Genomic DNA, 17,408 nt, shown 5'->3' with positions numbered 1-17,408 from the left:
CGAAAATGCCCGACCTGCTGATCGAACTGTTTTCCGAGGAAATCCCCGCGCGCATGCAAACCCGCGCCGGTGAAGACCTGAAAAAGCGGATCACTGACGGTTTGGTCGAAGCTGGCCTGACCTATTCCGGGGCCGCCGCCCTGACAACGCCGCGTCGTTTGACCCTGGCGGTCGAAGGGCTGCTGTCTGAAAGCCCCACGGTACGCGAAGAACGCAAGGGCCCCAAAGTGGGCGCGCCGGACAAGGCCATCGAAGGCTTCCTGCGCGGCGCAGGGCTGACCCGTGATCAGCTGGAAGAGCGTGAGACCCCAAAAGGCGCGGTCTATTTCGCCATGATCGAAAAACCGGGCCGCCCGGCCGCTGAGATTGTGGCTGAGGTGCTTGAGGCCACAATTCGAAGCTTTCCCTGGCCGAAATCCATGCGCTGGGGCAGTGGCCCCATGCGCTGGGTGCGTCCGCTGCACTCGATCCTGTGCATTCTGAGCGATGAGACAGGCGCGCAGATCGTGCCGCTTACAGTCGAGGGGATCACGGCCGGAGACAGCACGCAGGGTCACCGGTTTATGGCGCCAAACCGGTTTTCTGTAACCTCCTTCGAGGATTACGCCGCCAAGCTCAAGCGCGCCTTTGTGGTTTTGTCGCCCGAAGAACGAGCCGAGCATATCTGGAACGACGCCCAGAACATGGCTTTTGCCGCCGGTCTTGAGGTGGTCGAAGACAAGGGCCTGCTGGCCGAGGTTGCCGGACTGGTTGAATGGCCCGTGGTGCTGATGGGGCAGATCGACGACGAGTTCCTCGACCTGCCGCCCGAGGTGCTGCAAACCTCGATGAAAGAGCATCAGAAGTTCTTTTCGGTGAAGAACCCCAAAACGGGTCGGATCGAACGGTTCATCACCGTGGCCAACCGCGAAACCGCCGATAATGGCGCGACCATTCTGGCAGGGAACCAAAAGGTACTGTCGGCGCGTCTGGCCGATGCGAAGTTCTTCTGGGAGAATGACCTGCGCGTCGCAAAATCGGACATTACCCAATGGACCCGCGCGTTGGAGAATGTGACCTTCCACAACAAGCTGGGCACACAGGCCGAACGCATCAACCGCATCGCCGCTCTGGCCCGCGAGCTGGCCCCGGTGACAGGCGCGGATGCGGATCAGGCCGAGAAAGCCGCGCGTTTGGCCAAGGCCGATCTGAGCTCTGAGATGGTTTATGAATTCCCTGAACTTCAAGGGCTTATGGGGCGGTATTACATCGAGGCCGCAGGCGAAGACGCCTCCGTGGCCGCTGTGGCGCAGGAACATTACTCGCCGCTGGGACCGTCCGATGACGTGCCCACTGCGCCTTTGTCGGTGACCGTAGCGCTGGCCGACAAGCTGGACACGCTGACCGGGTTCTGGGCGATTGATGAGAAGCCCACCGGATCGAAAGACCCGTTTGCGCTGCGCCGTGCGGCGCTGGGGGTTATTCGGTTGATTTTTGGCAACGATCTACATCTTCGGTTGGATCGCTTTTTTGACAGTCAGTTGGTTCGGGCGGAAAGCGCCATCAACGACGCACTACCGGATGCAAATGTCCGCGATCTTCTTGAAGAAATCGCGCGTCATGGCGTTTTTGGTGGAGCTTTTCAGACCGTCAAAGAAAAAATTGGCGGATTACCTGCGGCGGCATTTCTTGAGTTAGAGAAAAAGGTTCCCGACGCATCCGACGACCTCCTCTCTTTTGTCCATGACCGTCTCAAGGTTTTTCTGCGCGATGAAGGCATCCGCCACGATATCATTGACGCCTGTATCGTGATGGAGGGGAATGACGACCTCAACCTGCTGGTCAAACGCGCTCGCGCTCTGAATACGGTGATTGCGACCGAGGATGGGGAAAACCTCGTGCAGGGTTTCAAGCGTGCCAACAACATCCTGACGCAGGCCGAAGAGAAGGACGGGGTCGAATACTCCTACGGCGCGGATGTGAAATTTGCCGAGACCGACAGCGAAAAGGCGCTGTTCAGCGCTTTGGAACAGGCTGAAGATCAGATCAACGCGGCGCTGGAGGGTGAAGATTTTCCGACGGCGATGGCAGCTATGGCGGCGTTGCGCGGGCCGGTGGATGCGTTTTTTGAGGATGTGCAGGTCAATGCCGACAATGACATCCTGCGGCGCAACCGTCTGAACCTGCTCAGCCAGATCCGGCAGATCTGTTCGTCGGTTGCGGATTTGTCGAAGATCGACGGCTAAACCCTTGGGCGCGTAGGGGACGCGCCCAGATCGCCCTTGCGTGACCGGCCCATCTGCCTATGCTGCGGTGAAACCAAAAGGTGCCGCAGTGCAGAATAATCCACATACCACTCTGATCACCTCTGACGCGCCGGTCGCAGCCAATACCCATGGCGGGCGGGCGAAATGCTTGCAACGCTTGGTGCGGCTGGACATGCCGGTGCCCCGGACTGTGGCTCTGTCGTTTGAGTCGGTGCATCAGATTGCGAATGGGAATGTGCCTGATATCTCGGCGGTGTTGGAGCAGTTCGAACCCACCGCGCTATTGTGCGTGCGGCCCAGTTCCGAAGATCCCGATTGGGGCGGCCCCGGCGCGGTTCTGAATATCGGCATGAATGACGCGCGCTATCTGGATCTGTCGGCGGATATGGGCCGCGATGCGGCGGCGGCGCTCTATCTGCGATTTGCGCAAAGTTACGCGACCCATGTGGCGCGTCTTGACCCGGATGTCTTCGACGATATCGACGCTGATGGCCGCGAAGGTCTGAGCCTTACGCTGCGCGCTTATGAGGATGAGACCGAAGAAGCCTTTCCTCAGGAGCGTGGGGAACAGCTGGTCGGAGTTCTGCGCTCCATGGCCCGCGCGTGGGAGGGCACGTCAGCCCGGCTGCTGCGTCAAGCCAAGGGCGCGCCTGCGGATGCCGGGCTGGGGCTGGTCATTCAGGAAATGATCCCCGGTGTCGGGCAGGGCGAGTGTGGCTCGGGCGTGTTGCAACTGGTTGATCCGGCCACGGGAAAGCCGCAGATCACCGGGCGATACCTGAGCCAAAGCCAGGGGCGCGATGCGTTGGGGGAAGGCGTCTCGGCCCTGTTTTTGCAAAAGGATGAGCGCGGCCCCTCGCTGGAAGATGTCGCGCCCGAGGCGTTTTCCGACCTCAAGGCCCATGCGGCGCTGATGCGTGAGAAACTGCGCGAAGAGATGCAGGTCGAGTTCGTTGTCCAGAACGGCAATGTGCATATTCTCGACGGCGTCCGGGTTCAGCGCGGATCGCGCGCAGCGGTGCGGATTGCCGTGCGGCTGGCCGAAGACGGCATCATCCCCCCACAAGAGGCGGTGATGCGGATCGATCCGCATTCGCTGAACGAGCTGCTGCACCGGCAGGTTCATCCCAGCGCCAAGCGCGATGTGTTGACCACCGGCATTGGCGCCAGCCCGGGCGCTGCGACTGGCCGGTTGGTCTTTACCGCTGCCGAGGCACAGGCCAGCGCGGCGCGGGGGGAGCCCTGTATTCTGGTGCGCCGCGAAACATCGCCCGAGGATGTGCGCGGGATGCATGCGGCGGTGGCGGTTCTGACCGAAAAGGGCGGCATGACCAGCCACGCGGCAGTGATCGGGCGCGGGCTGGGTCTGCCCTGTATCGTCGGGGCCTCGGAGATGCGGTTCCAGACCAAGTTGAAACAACTAACCGCCCCCGATGGCCGGGTGTTCAAGACCGGAGATGTCCTGACGATCGATGGCTCGTCTGGGCAGGTTCTGGTGGGTGAGCCAGCCATGCTGGAAGCCGCATTGGACGATAGTTTTCAAACGCTTATGGGTTGGGCTGATGCCGAGCGTGACATTGCCATCCGCGCCAATGCCGATACGCCCGCCGACGCGCAGACCGCTCGGAACTTTCAGGCCGAAGGGATTGGTCTGTGCCGGACGGAACACATGTTCTTTGATCCCGGCCGTTTGACCGTAATGCGCGAGATGATCTTTGCGCAGACGCCCTCGGGCCGGGCGGCGGTGCTGGAGCGATTATTGCCGATGCAACGGCAGGATTTTGTCCAGCTGTTCCGCATCATGGAAGGTCAGCCAGTCTGTATCCGTTTGTTCGACCCACCGCTGCACGAGTTTCTGCCCACCACCCGTAGCGGACAACGGGAAGTGGCTGAAGCATTGGATCTGCCTGTGTCGGATGTCGAACGACGGGTGGATTCAATGAGCGAATACAACCCGATGCTGGGGCTGCGCGGGGTTCGTCTGGGTGTGACTGTCCCCGAGATCTACGACATGCAGGCCCGCGCGATCTTTGAGGCGACGCTGGAGGCGTCAAAAGACGGCGCACCGGTTGTGCCCGAGGTGATGATCCCTCTGGTCTCGGCCAAGCGTGAGGTTGAACTGGTCAGGGCACGTATCGACAAGGTCGCCACCGAAGTTGCGTCGGAACAGGGGCAAGAGTTCGACTATCGCCTGGGCGTTATGGTCGAAACACCGCGCGCATGTTTGCGGGCGAACGAAATCGCACCGCATACCTCCTTTATGAGTTTCGGGACCAACGACCTGACGCAGATGACCTATGGCCTGTCGCGCGATGACGCGGGCCGGTTCATGTCGGCCTATGTGCGGTTGGGCGTGTTCAACGAAGATCCGTTTCACGTGCTGGATGCAGATGGCGTGGGCGAGTTGCTTCGGTTAGGGGCCGAGCGGGGGAGGGAGGCGCAGCCGGGTGTAACCTTGTCGGTTTGCGGTGAACATGGCGGCAACCCCGAATCAATTGCGATCTGTCGCGCGCTTGGATTCGACTATGTCTCTTGTTCGCCCTTCCGGGTTCCGGTGGCTCGGCTGACTGCCGCTCAACTGGCGATTTCTTCTAAACTTGGGGGTTGACGCGGCTCAGGCCCCATAGAAATAGTAGCATCGCACACGCGCCATTGTTGAAAGTTTTTAACCGCGTGAGCAATTTTTTACTTGCATTTGCCGAAAAACTGGACGTTCGGCGAATTGTCGGCTATCAGCCTCGTCGCGCCCGCCGGGGGAGGGTTTGGCGCGTATGTGCCTGTGCGAGGTTATCTGATGAAGAGCTACATATTGGCTGTTGCCGTTTCGGCAGCAACCGTGCTGCCCGGTTTGTCATATGCAGACCGGCAGACCGTTGAATCGACAAAGGAAGAACTGGTCGCCCGCAATGAGCTGCCAGCACAAAGCTTCAAAGACTATCTGACTCTGTTCAAGCCGCGCAAAGCGCCGGAACAGATTGAAATGAGCTATACCAAAGACTGGTTGGACCAGCAGCCCGATGCCACCGGAGATGAGCATTTCCGTTGCTTGGCCGAAGCGCTGTATTTCGAGGCACGCGGTGAAAGCGTGAAAGGCCAGTTCGCGGTGGCAGAGGTTATTCTGAACCGTGTCGACAGCACGCGGTTTCCCGACTCGTTGTGCGGTGTGATCCAGCAGGGTACTGGCAAGAAATACCAGTGTCAGTTCACCTATACTTGTGATGGCCAAAAAGAGGTCATTCATGAGAAACGCGCTTATGAGCGCGTCGCCAAGGTTGCCCGTGCCGCGATTGATGGGCTGACCGAGGATCTGACCGAGGGGGCTACGCATTACCACACCAAGGCAGTCCGTCCGTCTTGGTCGCGCGTATACAAGGAAACCGCGCGGATCGGTGTGCATATCTTCTATCGCCACAACTACCGGACAGCCAGCAACTGACCAAAGCGCCATCGCGGATTCTGCGGTGGCGTAGCGCGATGTCGTTGACAGATGATGGGGCGTGCGTTGTCGATGGACGACGCATTCAGTGGCTGGAATGGCGTTTACAAGGGTGTTATAGGCCTGCAGACCGCCTAGAAGGGGCGAACTGATCACCCGAGGCCAAAGAGGCGAGACCCATGAGTTCCGAAATCCGCCTTGCGTTTGCGCACCCGTCCGAGCGATCCGAAGCTACCGCGCCGCGTGGGCCGCTGGACCGGATTTCTCTGCGCGATCATATTGTCGACGTCGAGATCGGGGCGTTTCAGGCCGAGCGTGGCACCACTCAGCGTATCTGCTTTAACATCGTTGTCGAAGTGCGACCTTTGACCGGCCCTATTGATGACGATGTCGATCGTATCCTGTCTTATGACAAGGTGACCGAGGCCATTTCTTTTGAGCTGGCGGCAGAGCGGCTGAACCTGCTCGAAACACTGGCAGATCGTGTGGCCGAGCGAATTTTACTTGAGCCACAGGCTGTAAGAGCCTTTGTTCGAATAGAAAAACTTGATCGCGGTCCGGGCGCACTTGGGGTTGAAATCGTACGTGGCAAAGACGCAGTTGACCCCGATTTGGTCGAGGAAGAACGCCCGCATCCCCGTTTGGTATTTTTGTCCAATGAAGCGATAGCGTCGGACAAGCTGACAGGCTGGATCGATCAGTTGGAAAGCCGTCAGCGTCCGTTGATCCTTTGTGTTGGTGCCGCTGATCTGCCTGTATCGCAAACCGGTCACGCGATGACCCAACGCCGCATCGACCTGCTGGCAATCGAACAGAACGCCTGGGTTCTGGCCGCGCGTGATCATCGCTGTGTTGTGGTCTCGACCCGGACCGAGTTGGATTGGGCGATGCGCAACGGTCAAATCTGTGTCTGGGCACCGTCCAAGATCGTGTTGGACGCGGTGGACGGGCCGTCAGCGGCCCCGTCAGATGCTGTGGCCTTGGCCGCGTGGTTTGCATCGACGTTTGAAGCCAGCGAAATGATGGTGATCGGAGGCGAATTGCCGGATGCGCCAAAAACGCCTTTGCGCGCGGTATCTGTCGATCAGAAAACCCTATGACAATGTATTTCCGCCCGCTGGTTCAACATGGTCCTGCACGTCCAAACGGGGCTGTGCCTTTGGCGGGGCGGCAGGATCTGTGGTTTACCCATGCCGAGCAATTGCAGCGGGGTAAGAGTGCGCAGGTCGTGCCTGTGCCGGACTTGCCCAGTGACTGGCAAGATCGCCTGACGCGTCCGCGCGCCTCAGTTGCGGAATTGGATATGTCGCAGCCTCAGATTATGGGGATCTTGAACGCGACCCCCGACAGTTTCTCGGATGGCGGGTTGCACAACTCGGTTGAGGCGGCACGGGATGCGGCCCGAAATATGGTGCAAAACGGCGCCAGCATTCTGGATGTTGGCGGAGAATCCACGCGGCCCGGCGCCGATTTTGTTCCCGAGGACGAAGAGATACGGCGGATCCGCCCGGTGATCGAAGCGATCAGTGCCGAGACAGAGGCTGTGATCTCGATCGACACACGTAAAGCTTCGGTCGCGCGGGCCGCGTTCGAGGCAGGGGCAGGGCTGATCAACGATGTCTCGGGCTTTACCCTTGACCCCCAACTTGCACCTTTTTGTGCAGAACACGATGCCCCGGTTTGTGTAATGCATATGCAGGGCGATCCGGCAACGATGCAGGATGACCCACGTTATGAGGATGTCTTGCTGGACGTGTATAATTTTCTGGCGCAGCGGATTGAGCGGCTAATCGCATTGGGACTGAAACATGAGCGGATTATTGTTGATCCCGGTATCGGATTTGGGAAGACCCAAGAGCATAATCTGGAGCTTTTGAGAAATATCAGCCTTTTCCATGGGTTAGGGTGCCCAATCCTGCTGGGAGTGTCGCGTAAGGGGCTGATCGGTCAGATTGGGAAAGAGCCACGCAAGGATGCGCGCGCGCCGGGATCAATCGCTGTGGCTTTGGCTGGATTGTCTCAGGGTGTGCAGATCATTCGTGCGCATGATGTCGCTGCGACCGCTCAGGCCTTGCGTCTGTGGGCTGCCGTCCGGTAATTCGGACGCAGGCAGGTGTTTCAGGAGAGTATTGATGCGTAAATTGTTCGGAACCGACGGGGTGCGTGGCACCGCGAACACGCATCCCATGACGGCTGAAATGGCCCTGCGCATCGGCGCGGCTGTGGGGCGATATTTCCGCCGCGATGCCTCGGGTGTGCATCGGGTGGTCATCGGTAAGGACACGCGGCTTTCGGGCTATATGCTGGAGAACGCTCTGACCGCTGGGCTAACCTCGACCGGGATGAATGTGTTGCTGTTGGGGCCGGTGCCGACACCAGCGGTCGGGCTGATGACCCGGTCCATGCGGGCCGACCTTGGGGTGATGATTTCGGCCAGCCACAACCCGGCAGAGGACAATGGCATCAAGTTTTTTGGCCCCGACGGGTATAAGCTGTCCGATCAGGCCGAACTAGAGATCGAGCGGCTGATCGAAGAGGGTGTCAAACCTGCCCAGGCGCAGAATATCGGGCGCGCGCGTCGGGTGGATGATGCGCGGTTCCGCTATGGCGAGCGGGTGAAATCTTCCCTGCCGCGTGACGTGCGCTTGGACGGGCTGAAAGTGGTGATCGACTGCGCCAACGGTGCTGCACACCGTACCGCGCCTGAAGTCCTGTGGGAGCTGGGTGCCGAGGTTATCCCGGTTGGCATTGCGCCGAACGGAAAGAATATCAACCTCGATTGTGGCTCGACCCATCCCGAATTTGCGGCTGAAACGGTTGTGGCCCATGGCGCGGATGTTGGGATCTGCCTGGATGGCGATGCAGACCGGGTGGTGATCGTTGACGAAGCCGGCACCGTGGCAGATGGTGACCAGCTTATGGCCCTGCTGGCCTCGGCCTGGAGTAAGGCAGATCAGCTAAAAGGCGGCGCTTTGGTGGCCACCGTGATGTCCAATCTGGGGCTGGAGCGGCATCTAAGCGCGCAAGGTTTGCGTTTGGAGCGCACTGCCGTTGGTGACCGCTATGTGGTTGAGCGGATGCGCGAGGGCGGGTTCAACCTGGGCGGTGAGCAATCCGGCCACATAGTGATGAGCGACTATGCCACCACAGGCGACGGGCTTATGGCGGGGCTGCATTTTCTGGCGGAAATGGTTCTGTCCGAGAAAAAGGCCTCCGAGCTGTCGCGCCAATTCGAAACCGTGCCTCAACTGCTGAAGAACGTGCGCTATGGCGAAGGGCAGGTGCCGCTGGAGGCTGACAGCGTCAAATCTGCGATTGCGGAAGCCGAGGCGCAGCTGAACGGCAAAGGGCGTCTGCTGATCCGCAAGTCCGGGACCGAACCTTTGATCCGGGTGATGGCGGAATGCGAAGATGACGGTCTGTTGACGCAGGTGGTGAACGGGATCGTGGCCGAGGTTGAGGCCGCTGCGGGCTAAGCGCGGGTCAGCATTCGTTTCAGGCTGAACCACTGGCTGATGGCCATACCGGTCAGGATCAGCGCAAGCGCGCCGAAAAAGCGCAGGGGCAGGGCCTCGGACAGGATCCAGGCCCCGAACACCATCGACCAGACCGGAACCTGATAGTTCACAAGCGTCAGGAAAACCGACCCGGCGCTGCGCGTGATGGATACCCGCAGCGAGGTGGCAAAGGCGGTTGGTACAAGGCCCAAAACGAGCAAAGCAAGCGTTGGACGGGGCCCTTGCCAGGTTGGTGGCCCCTCGGTCATCAGCAGGATCGGTATCAACACCACGGCGCCGACAAGCAGCATCAGCGCAGCCAGGACCAGCGGGTCAATCGGCGGACACCGACGTGTCATGATCGAAGAGCTGGCATAGCACAGGGCGGCGCAGATGCAGGCCAGTTGCGCAAGCGGCTCTGCACCTTGTCCCAATTGCGCCAGTCCCGGCCCAATCAGCACCAGCGCGCCGGTAAAGCCAAGGCAGACACCAATCAGGCGGCGCAGGTTCATCGGCTCATCCGAAAAGAAATGCGCAAGCGGCAGCACCATCAGCGGGATCGCGGCCATCGACAGCCCGGCAAAGGCCGAAGGCACAAATTGTTGCCCCCAGCTGAGCAGCATGAACGGCACTGCGGTCGACAACAAGCCGATCAACACAATGGATGTCGCCAGAGCAGGCGTGAGCGTTGGAATGCGGCGGCCGGACAGTCGCATCAAAAGCAGCAATGTCACCGCTCCCAGGGTGGTACGCGCCGTGGCAACGGTGATCGGGCCATACCCCTCAAGTGCCATGGCCACGACCATGAAAGTTGCGCCCCATATGAGGCCCAAAGTGAAGACGCCGCTCCAGTCACGCTTTGAAGGTTGTTCAACCATTCCATCCCCTTATCTCGCAGGCTGACCCGTGTCACGAAGGGAATTTGACAAAGAGTAAGTTTATACTTACCGTAAGCTATGACTTACGATAAAGCTCTGTCAGCCCTTGGGGATACCACACGCAGACACGTGTTCGAGGCGGTGGCGCGCAAGCCGCAATCAGTGGGGCAGATCGCAGCGGACATGCCTGTCAGCCGTCCTGCCGTGTCGCAGCACCTTCGCGTGTTGTCCGATGCGGGGCTGGTGATGTGTCAGGCTCAGGGCACGCGGCGCATCTACACGGCCTGTCCCGACGGGCTGGATGCGCTGCGGTCATGGCTTGATCGCTACTGGTCGGAGGTGATGAGCCGATTTGCGGATGAGGTAAATTCAGGGAAGGAAGACGCGTGACCGATCCTATTGTGAAGACTGTTGTTGTCAAAGCCGAGCCCGCGCGCGCCTTTGATATCTTTGTAAACCGTATCGCGAAATGGTGGCCTCTGGAGGGGCACGCGGTATCGGCGGCCCATAACCAGCCCGCGCTTGGCGTGACAATCGAACCTCGGGTCGGTGGGGCGGTTTATGAGACCATGTATGATGGCAACCGCGCAGAATGGGGTGAGGTTTTGGTCTATGAAGAAGGCCAGCGCATCGCGTTCACATGGCACCCGGGGACAAATACGGATTACCCCACCCGTGTTGAGGTGAGTTTTGAAGCGCAAAACGACGCTGAGACCAAGGTGACGCTGACCCATTCAGGGTGGGAGGTCTGGGCAGCCGAGGCTGCGGACAAACGCAAGAATTATGACAGCGGCTGGGATTTTGTGCTGGGCGAGCGCTATGGGAACGCTGTTGCCAATTGAAAAGGGCGGCCTTGTTGGCCGCCCTTTCACCGACAGAAGTCAGGCTTAGTTCTTTTCTTTGTCGACCATTTTACCAGCCGAGATCCAGGGCATCATGGCGCGCAGCTTGGCGCCAGTTTCCTCGATCATGTGCTCGTCATTGGCACGGCGCGACGCTTTGATGGTCGGCTGGCCAACCGCGTTTTCCAGCATGAAGTCGCGGACGAACTTGCCTTGCTGGATGTCGTTCAGAACCTCTTTCATACGCGCTTTGGTCTCGTCGTATTTCAGGATACGCGGGCCGGTGACGTATTGGCCGTATTCGGCTGTGTTCGAAATCGAGTAGTCCATGTTGGCGATGCCGCCTTCGTAGATCAGGTCAACAATCAGCTTCACTTCGTGCAGACACTCGAAATAGGCCATTTCAGGCGCATAGCCTGCCTCGACCAGAGTTTCAAAGCCGCAGCGGATCAGCTCGACCAGACCACCGCACAGAACAGCTTGCTCACCGAACAGGTCGGTTTCGCATTCTTCGCGGAAGTTGGTTTCGATGATGCCCGAGCGACCGCCACCGATGGCCGAGCAATAGGACAGGCCGATTTCCAGCGCATTGCCGGTTGCGTCATTGTCGACGGCCACCAGGCAGGGCACGCCGCCGCCTTTGGTGTATTCGCCACGCACAGTGTGGCCTGGGCCTTTGGGTGCCATCATGATGACGTCAACGCCTTCTTTCGGCTCGATCAGGCCGAAATGTACGTTCAGGCCGTGGGCGAATGCAATCGCGGCGCCCGGCTTGATGTTGTCATGGACATATTTCTTGTAGGTCTCGGCCTGCAATTCGTCGGGCATGGTGAACATGATCACGTCACACCACGCAGCCGCTTCGGCGATGCCCATCACCTCCAGACCCTCAGCTACGGCTTTCTTGGCCGAAGGTGAGCCTTCGCGCAGGGCGATAACCAGGTTCTTCGCACCCGAGTCGCGCAGGTTCAGCGCGTGGGCATGGCCTTGGCTGCCATAGCCCAGGATGGCCACTTTTTTGTCTTTGATCAGGTTGATGTCGCAATCGCGATCGTAATAGACGCGCATTTCGCCGGTCCTTTCTGTTTCGATTGCTGTGCTTCTATCCTGCGGGATGAGTATTGGCGATAGGGTCTGGATTGAGTATTGAAGAAAAAGGTGAAGAATAATTCGCGAAATTTGAAGAACGTGAAGAAATCATGCTCGACGATATCGACAGGCGCATCCTGCGCATCTTTCAGGCCGAACCCAGCCTGACCACAGCCGAACTGGCCGAACGATGCCGGATCAGCGCGGGCGTGTGCTGGCGACGGATCGAGAAGATGCAGGCGGCGGGTATCATCGAGGGGCAAGAGGCCGTGATCGACTGGGCCGCATTGGGCTATGCGGTTGAGGTTTCCTTGCGGATCACGCTGGACAAGACGCAACCGCGTGCCTTTGACGAGTTTACCGAAGCCGCGCGGGACGTGTCGGAGGTGATCGAGATCCAGACCTTCCTGGGGCGTGTTGACGTGCGCCTGTCGGTGCTGGCGCGTGACATGACACATTATCAGCAAGTGTATCGTGATCGCATTCTGACCTTGCCGCATATCGCGGATATCGAGGCGCTGATGCATATCGCGCGTGTCAAACGCGACGAGGTGTTGCCGGTATGATCGAATTGGATGAGGTTGACCGCAAAATCCTGCGCGCGCTTGCACAGGATGCGACACAAAGCGCTGGTGCGTTGGGGCGCCGCTTTGGGCTGTCGCAACCCGCAACCTGGCGGCGTATTCGCAGGTTGGAACAGGCCGGGGTGATCAAAGGGCGCAGGCTGCGTCTGAATGCCGAAGCGCTGGGGTTTGGGGTAACCGTGTTTCTGGGCGTCAAGCTTGGCCGCAAAGGGCAGATCAGCCTGGAAGATTTCGAACGCGCCGTGAGCGCCATCCCCGAGGTTCAGACCGTTGAGCATGTTTTAGGGCTCTATGATTACCGATTGCGGGTTGTGGCGCGGGATCTGGCCGATTTCGAGCGCGTCCTGCGCCGCCGGATCATGACACTGCCTGGTGCCGGCGACGTTGAGGCAAATGTTCTGCTCAGCGAAGAGCGCTTGCCGGGCCCGATCGGGTGATCAGTACTTCGACCGGATACAATACCCAGGATGATGGGTCAGGCGGGCGAACGTCATAGGCTGGCCGTCTTTCCACGTCGTGCGTTCCAATTGGATCATCGACGTTCCGGTCGTGGTGCCCATGAACTCGGCCAGGCGGCCATCTGCGGAAATGGCGGAAAAGGCGATTTCGGCTTCGGTAAAGGGGGCTGCGTTCAACAGCCATTCATGGGGGCCGGAATGGTTCAGATCCGCCGTTTCGATTTCAGGAACCGTTTCAATTACCACCCAGCGCTCTTCCAGCTGGAAGGGGCGGTTGTCCGCGTAATGCATGCAAACGATATGTAGAACGCGTGCGTCCGGATCGACATTCAACTGCGACGTCAGCCAGCGTGGGCTTGAAACCACATTCCGCTCGACCAGCGCATAGCGATAGTCCGAGTTCTGTTGTTCGACGGCCTGGCGCGCCAGGGAAATCTCAAGCTTGGCTTGTTTTCTGGGTTCTTTTTTGACCCGTGTGCCGCTTTTGCGTTTGCGTTCGACAAATCCCTGATCGGACAGTTCGCGCAAAGCCCGGTTGACGGTGGCGCGAGCGCAGCTGAACTCTTCGGCCAGCTGAGTTTCGGTCGGTAGTAAAGAACCTTGTGGCCAAACTCGGGTTTCGATCCGTCGTTTGACCTCGTCCCGGACAACTTGAAAACTGATCCGTCTTTGTTCAGTCACGAATTCAAGACCTCTTCTATTAAAAAGTGAGTGCATATGCTCAGAAACACGCAATGGTGTAAAGGGAGGGTGACTCTGTTTAGCGTCACTTCTTCTCGACTGTTCTGATTTGCTAGCACAAGAAACCTTAAATTTAGCGGTGACTTTACGGAGAAACGCAGCAGATTTGGAACGCTTTACCTTGCGTTCAACAGCGTGCAGAAAGGGGCAAGCCAAGGAAAGGACAACGCATGCCCGCGCTATTGGATAATGTCGATCCCACCGGTCTGGAAGAGTTTTCGGTTGTCTTCACGGATCGCTCTCTCAACCACATGTCGCAAAATTTTCAAGAGGTTATGCGCGATATCTCGTCCATGCTGCGTGAGGTATACAATGCGGATGCAGTCGCCATCGTACCCGGAGGCGGCACCTACGGGATGGAAGCTGTCGCCCGCCAATTTGCCAAAGGAGCCAACGTCTTGGTGGTTCGCAATGGTTGGTTTTCCTACCGGTGGAGCCAAATTATCGAATCCGGCGGGTTAACGGCGTCGGCGACGGTGACGAAGGCACGTGAAACCGGCAATTCAAGCCCGTCTCCGTTTGCGCCCGCACCAATCGAAGAGGTGGTTGCAACAATTCGCGAGCAGCGCCCGGATATCGTATTCGCGCCGCATGTCGAAACTTCGGCCGGATTGATCCTGCCGGACGACTACGTGACGCAAGTGGCAGCAGCGGCACATGAGGTCGGCGCGTTGATGGTGCTGGATTGCATCGCCTCAGGCTGTGCCTGGGTGGACATGAAGGCAACCGGCGTGGATGTCCTGATCTCGGCCCCACAAAAGGGGTGGAGTGCGTCACCCTGCGCCGGTTTGGTCATGCTGTCCAAGCGAGCCGAGGCGCGGTTGGCCGAGACAACCTCGGACAGTTTTGCGGTGGATCTGAAAAAGTGGCGTCAGATCATGCAGGCCTATGAAGATGGCGGCCATGCCTATCACGCCACGATGCCAACCGATGCGCTGCGCGCCTTTCGCGACACGATGCAGGAAACCCGCGCTTACGGGTTCGAAAAGCTGCGTCAGGCCCAGTGGGCCTTGGGCGATGGCGTACGGGCGATGCTGCGCGACAAAGGGATCGTTTCGGTCGCGGCAGATGGATTTGGCGCGCCGGGCGTCGTGGTCAGCTATACAGCGGATCCCGAGGTGCAGAACGGTAAGAAATTCGCAGCTTTGGGCATGCAGATCGCAGCAGGCGTGCCGTTGCAATGTGATGAGCCCGCAGGGTTCAGCACGTTCCGCCTTGGCCTGTTTGGTCTGGACAAGCTGTATGACGTCGATCGCACCATGGCCCGGCTGAAGCGGGTGTTGGATCAGGTTCTGTAAGGGCAGCGCCTCAGCGCATTCCAAGACCCATCTGCATCAGCGTTTTGCGCACCGGTGGCAGGGAATAAAGTGCATTCAGACCTATCGCCCGCGCATCACGCAACGGACGCGCCTCGATCATCGAGGCGCGGTTCAACAGATCGATACCTTTGACGCGCAACTCGATCTCGGAATGGCGGGCTTTGTGATAGGCGTCCAGCATGGATGCATCGCCCAGCCCCTCGGGGTGGGCCTGCGCCAATTCCAGCAGACAGCGCAAATCGCCCAGGGACATATTCAGCCCCTGTGCACCGATAGGCGGGACCACATGCGCCGCTTCGGCCATCAGGGCCAGACGTTCACCGGACAAGCGCTCAGCCGATTGGCTGATGATCGGCCAGATTGTGCGCCGCGAGGCCAGTTTCAGTGGTCCGAACAATCCGCAGGATCGTTCGGTCATCGCCGCCTCGAAGGCCTCTGGTTCCAGGTTCAACAGTTCCACTGCACGGGGGCCACGTTCCATCCAGACAATCGCGGAGGACGGCTGTCCTTGCCAGTCTGGCAGGGGCACAAGGGTAAACGGCCCGCCTGAGCGGTGGATCTCGGTCGAGACATTGTCATGCGGGATCGGGTGTGTGACCGCAAAGGCCAGCGCTTTCTGGCCATAGCGCGTGGTGCGGGTGGCGATCCCAGCGGCTTCGCGCATGGGCGAGTTTCGCCCGTCAGCAGCAATGACAAGTTTGCAGCGGATGCGGCTTCCGTCGCTTAGGCCGACGCGCGCCTCATTGGTGCGGGTGAACAGGCTGACGGTGCCCGTGCCGGGGCGAAAATCCACATTGGGCAGATCGGCCAGCCGGGCCACCATCTCGCGCCGCAAAAGCCAGTTGGGCAGGTTCCATCCAAAGGGCTTGTCCGAGACATCGGTGGCGTTGAAATCGCGTACAACGCGGGGTTCTGGCACATCACCGCCCGCATCCACGATTCGCATGATCTGCAAGGGCGCGGCATCGGCGGCCAGCCGGTCCCAAAGCCCGCAGTGTTCAAGCAGGGTTTGGGCAGGTTGCAGAAAGGCGGTGCTGCGCAGGTCTGACCCGTCCACATCGCGTTCGGTGATCGGAGGGGTCGGATCGACGCATATAACGTCAAAGCCAGCCGTCCCAAAGGCTGCCGCGGCTGTCAGGCCTGCGATTCCGCCGCCAGAAATAAGGATGTCACAGCTGTCATTCATGGGCATGTCTCCGTTCCCGCAGACCTTAGTGCCGCCGGGTAGGGCGTGCCAAGCGACATCCTGTCTCGTGCGTCATCCGCGTGAGATGAGGACAAGGATCAGGAACATGACCGGCACCATCAGAAGCGCGGGAATATAGAGCCCGGGCAGACCGAACAACAGGATCGAACAGCCCCACATGCTAAAGATCGCTGCGGCGGTGTAATAAAGATCCTCGGGCTGTGCATTGGCGGCATCCCGGGCCATCCAGCCAAACAGGGGCACTGCAAACAAAAAGCGCTGCCACAAGGGCAAGCGCTGCGGCATCTCTAGCGCAGTCATTGGGGTCTCCGATTCTGTTCGTCGCTAGGCTGGATATGGGGCGAATGCTGCGCCTGCGAAACGCACAGATCGTCGCAGTGTGACAGCCTATCGCAGGCGGCCCAGAAACGCGGTCAGGTCATCGGTGTGGTGATGAATATGGTCGGCCTCATGCGGGTCAGGCGCGACGTGCACGGTGCGCATTCCCATCTGATGCGGAGCAGCCAGATTGCGGGGGTCATCCTCGAACATCGCGGCCTTTTGCGCCTCGATTCCGTCCTGCGCAAAGATCGCCTCGAACGCGGCCTTTTCAGGCTTGGGGCGATAGCCCGCATGTTCGACACCATAGATCGCGTCAAACAGCCCATCCAGCCCGCGCGCCGCCAAAACACGCTCGGCATAGGGCGCTGATCCGTTAGTGTAGACAATGCGACGCCCGGGCAGGGCGCGGATATGGCCGGCCAAGGTGGCGTCGGGCTCCATATGGCTCATGTCTACCTGATGCACCGCATGCAGATAGGGATCAGGATCCAGGTCATGTTCTGCCATCAGCCCTGCCAGCGTGGTGCCGTATTCGCGCCAGTAATGCGACCGCAGCCTGTCCGCCTCGGGGCGGTCGACGCCGATCGCCTGCACCACATAATCCGTCATCAGCACCTCGATCTGATCGAACAGACGCATATGCGGTGGGTAGAGCGTATTGTCGAGGTCGAACACCCATTGGGTGACATGAGAAAAAGCCGGTTTCACCATGGTTCGGGTTTAGGCCGACCGCCCGGTGTTTTCAATGCCACCCTTGATTGCCTCCCCCTGGGACGGATAGACAGGTTCG

17 protein-coding genes are annotated in these 17,408 nt (G+C 59.4%); 11 read left to right on the top strand and 6 right to left on the bottom strand.

Features of this window, described 5'->3' with window-relative positions; translation table 11 throughout:
- Positions 1-5 precede the first annotated feature (5 nt).
- From glyS to glmM, 6 genes are all read left to right on the top strand, one after another.
- Entirely contained in the window at positions 6-2,225 is a 2,220-nt protein-coding gene (glyS, locus tag GOW40_RS02155; RefSeq protein ID WP_171128947.1) for a glycine--tRNA ligase subunit beta, read from the top strand.
- Between the two features lie 67 nt (positions 2,226-2,292).
- Positions 2,293-4,854: a pyruvate, phosphate dikinase gene (locus tag GOW40_RS02150; protein WP_171130458.1), complete on the top strand. Its 2,562-nt coding sequence runs from the start codon at positions 2,293-2,295 to the stop codon at positions 4,852-4,854.
- Positions 4,855-5,040: 186 nt separating this feature from the next.
- A complete protein-coding gene (locus tag GOW40_RS02145) occupies positions 5,041-5,682 on the top strand; it encodes a cell wall hydrolase (protein WP_171098384.1) in 642 nt (213 codons plus the stop codon).
- Positions 5,683-5,861: 179 nt separating this feature from the next.
- On the top strand, positions 5,862-6,782 hold the full coding sequence (locus GOW40_RS02140; RefSeq protein WP_171098386.1) for a dihydroneopterin aldolase: 921 nt from the start codon (positions 5,862-5,864) through the stop codon (positions 6,780-6,782).
- A complete protein-coding gene (gene folP / locus GOW40_RS02135) occupies positions 6,779-7,780 on the top strand; it encodes a dihydropteroate synthase (protein WP_171128949.1) in 1,002 nt (333 codons plus the stop codon). Before GOW40_RS02140 ends, folP begins: the two co-directional genes overlap by 4 nt.
- A 34-nt stretch (positions 7,781-7,814) precedes the next feature.
- A complete protein-coding gene (gene glmM / locus GOW40_RS02130; RefSeq protein ID WP_171128951.1) occupies positions 7,815-9,158 on the top strand; it encodes a phosphoglucosamine mutase in 1,344 nt (447 codons plus the stop codon).
- Here the strand turns inward: glmM and GOW40_RS02125 are convergent.
- Complete coding sequence (locus tag GOW40_RS02125; RefSeq protein ID WP_171128953.1) at positions 9,155-10,057, bottom strand: DMT family transporter; 903 nt, start codon at positions 10,055-10,057, stop codon at positions 9,155-9,157. The genes glmM and GOW40_RS02125 overlap by 4 nt on opposite strands.
- Positions 10,058-10,135: 78 nt before the next feature.
- On the opposite strand from GOW40_RS02125, the gene GOW40_RS02120 reads away from it, so the two are divergent.
- Together GOW40_RS02120 and GOW40_RS02115 are read left to right on the top strand one after the other, a co-directional pair.
- Positions 10,136-10,447 (top strand): helix-turn-helix transcriptional regulator, encoded by a 312-nt coding sequence (locus GOW40_RS02120; protein WP_171128955.1) that lies wholly within the window; start codon positions 10,136-10,138, stop codon positions 10,445-10,447.
- The gene (locus GOW40_RS02115) at positions 10,444-10,899 is read left to right on the top strand and encodes an SRPBCC domain-containing protein (protein ID WP_171128957.1); all 456 of its coding nucleotides are present in this window, start codon (positions 10,444-10,446) and stop codon (positions 10,897-10,899) included. The genes GOW40_RS02120 and GOW40_RS02115 overlap by 4 nt, the downstream gene beginning before the upstream one ends.
- A 45-nt stretch (positions 10,900-10,944) precedes the next feature.
- Here GOW40_RS02115 and ilvC read toward each other — a convergent pair whose 3' ends face one another.
- Positions 10,945-11,967 (bottom strand): ketol-acid reductoisomerase, encoded by a 1,023-nt coding sequence (gene ilvC, locus GOW40_RS02110; RefSeq protein WP_171128959.1) that lies wholly within the window; start codon positions 11,965-11,967, stop codon positions 10,945-10,947.
- A gap of 131 nt (positions 11,968-12,098) precedes the next feature.
- On the opposite strand from ilvC, the gene GOW40_RS02105 reads away from it, so the two are divergent.
- Both GOW40_RS02105 and GOW40_RS02100 read left to right on the top strand, forming a co-directional pair.
- Positions 12,099-12,554, top strand: a complete 456-nt coding sequence (locus tag GOW40_RS02105) for an Lrp/AsnC family transcriptional regulator (protein WP_171098398.1) — start codon at positions 12,099-12,101, stop codon at positions 12,552-12,554.
- On the top strand, positions 12,551-13,009 hold the full coding sequence (locus tag GOW40_RS02100) for an Lrp/AsnC family transcriptional regulator (protein ID WP_171098400.1): 459 nt from the start codon (positions 12,551-12,553) through the stop codon (positions 13,007-13,009). Before GOW40_RS02105 ends, GOW40_RS02100 begins: the two co-directional genes overlap by 4 nt.
- Here the strand turns inward: GOW40_RS02100 and GOW40_RS02095 are convergent, their stop codons facing one another.
- Positions 13,010-13,711, bottom strand: coding sequence for a GntR family transcriptional regulator (locus GOW40_RS02095; RefSeq protein ID WP_171098401.1), 702 nt, complete (start codon positions 13,709-13,711; stop codon positions 13,010-13,012). It lies immediately after the preceding gene.
- Between the two features lie 230 nt (positions 13,712-13,941).
- Between GOW40_RS02095 and GOW40_RS02090 the strand changes: the two genes are divergently transcribed.
- Complete coding sequence (locus GOW40_RS02090) at positions 13,942-15,069, top strand: aminotransferase class V-fold PLP-dependent enzyme (RefSeq protein ID WP_171128960.1); 1,128 nt, start codon at positions 13,942-13,944, stop codon at positions 15,067-15,069.
- A 10-nt stretch (positions 15,070-15,079) separates the two neighbouring features.
- Here GOW40_RS02090 and GOW40_RS02085 read toward each other — a convergent pair whose 3' ends face one another.
- The 3 genes from GOW40_RS02085 to GOW40_RS02075 all read right to left on the bottom strand — a co-directional run bounded on the left by GOW40_RS02085 (position 15,080) and on the right by GOW40_RS02075 (position 17,329).
- On the bottom strand, positions 15,080-16,276 hold the full coding sequence (locus GOW40_RS02085; protein WP_171128962.1) for a UbiH/UbiF family hydroxylase: 1,197 nt from the start codon (positions 16,274-16,276) through the stop codon (positions 15,080-15,082).
- Positions 16,277-16,348: 72 nt separating this feature from the next.
- Positions 16,349-16,597 (bottom strand): hypothetical protein, encoded by a 249-nt coding sequence (locus GOW40_RS02080; RefSeq protein WP_171128964.1) that lies wholly within the window; start codon positions 16,595-16,597, stop codon positions 16,349-16,351.
- A gap of 87 nt (positions 16,598-16,684) precedes the next feature.
- On the bottom strand, positions 16,685-17,329 hold the full coding sequence (locus GOW40_RS02075; protein ID WP_171098409.1) for a pyrimidine 5'-nucleotidase: 645 nt from the start codon (positions 17,327-17,329) through the stop codon (positions 16,685-16,687).
- Between the last annotated feature and the right edge of the window lie 79 nt (positions 17,330-17,408).

The sequence above is a fragment of the Ruegeria sp. HKCCA6707 genome (assembly GCF_013033515.1).
Lineage (GTDB): Bacteria > Pseudomonadota > Alphaproteobacteria > Rhodobacterales > Rhodobacteraceae > Ruegeria.
Note: the sequence above shows the minus strand (reverse complement) of the source record. Positions and strands in the feature narration are given on the sequence as shown.

Coding starts and splice junctions, on each gene's coding strand:
- GOW40_RS02075 (WP_171098409.1), bottom strand. CDS start 17,329: ATGGTGAAACCGGCTTTTTCTCATGTCACCCAATGGGTGTTCGACCTC.
- glmM (WP_171128951.1), top strand. CDS start 7,815: ATGCGTAAATTGTTCGGAACCGACGGGGTGCGTGGCACCGCGAACACG.
- GOW40_RS02100 (WP_171098400.1), top strand. CDS start 12,551: ATGATCGAATTGGATGAGGTTGACCGCAAAATCCTGCGCGCGCTTGCA.
- GOW40_RS02140 (WP_171098386.1), top strand. CDS start 5,862: ATGAGTTCCGAAATCCGCCTTGCGTTTGCGCACCCGTCCGAGCGATCC.
- folP (WP_171128949.1), top strand. CDS start 6,779: ATGACAATGTATTTCCGCCCGCTGGTTCAACATGGTCCTGCACGTCCA.
- GOW40_RS02125 (WP_171128953.1), bottom strand. CDS start 10,057: ATGGTTGAACAACCTTCAAAGCGTGACTGGAGCGGCGTCTTCACTTTG.
- GOW40_RS02105 (WP_171098398.1), top strand. CDS start 12,099: ATGCTCGACGATATCGACAGGCGCATCCTGCGCATCTTTCAGGCCGAA.
- ilvC (WP_171128959.1), bottom strand. CDS start 11,967: ATGCGCGTCTATTACGATCGCGATTGCGACATCAACCTGATCAAAGAC.
- GOW40_RS02145 (WP_171098384.1), top strand. CDS start 5,041: ATGAAGAGCTACATATTGGCTGTTGCCGTTTCGGCAGCAACCGTGCTG.
- GOW40_RS02080 (WP_171128964.1), bottom strand. CDS start 16,597: ATGACTGCGCTAGAGATGCCGCAGCGCTTGCCCTTGTGGCAGCGCTTT.
- GOW40_RS02120 (WP_171128955.1), top strand. CDS start 10,136: ATGACTTACGATAAAGCTCTGTCAGCCCTTGGGGATACCACACGCAGA.
- glyS (WP_171128947.1), top strand. CDS start 6: ATGCCCGACCTGCTGATCGAACTGTTTTCCGAGGAAATCCCCGCGCGC.
- GOW40_RS02085 (WP_171128962.1), bottom strand. CDS start 16,276: ATGAATGACAGCTGTGACATCCTTATTTCTGGCGGCGGAATCGCAGGC.
- GOW40_RS02090 (WP_171128960.1), top strand. CDS start 13,942: ATGCCCGCGCTATTGGATAATGTCGATCCCACCGGTCTGGAAGAGTTT.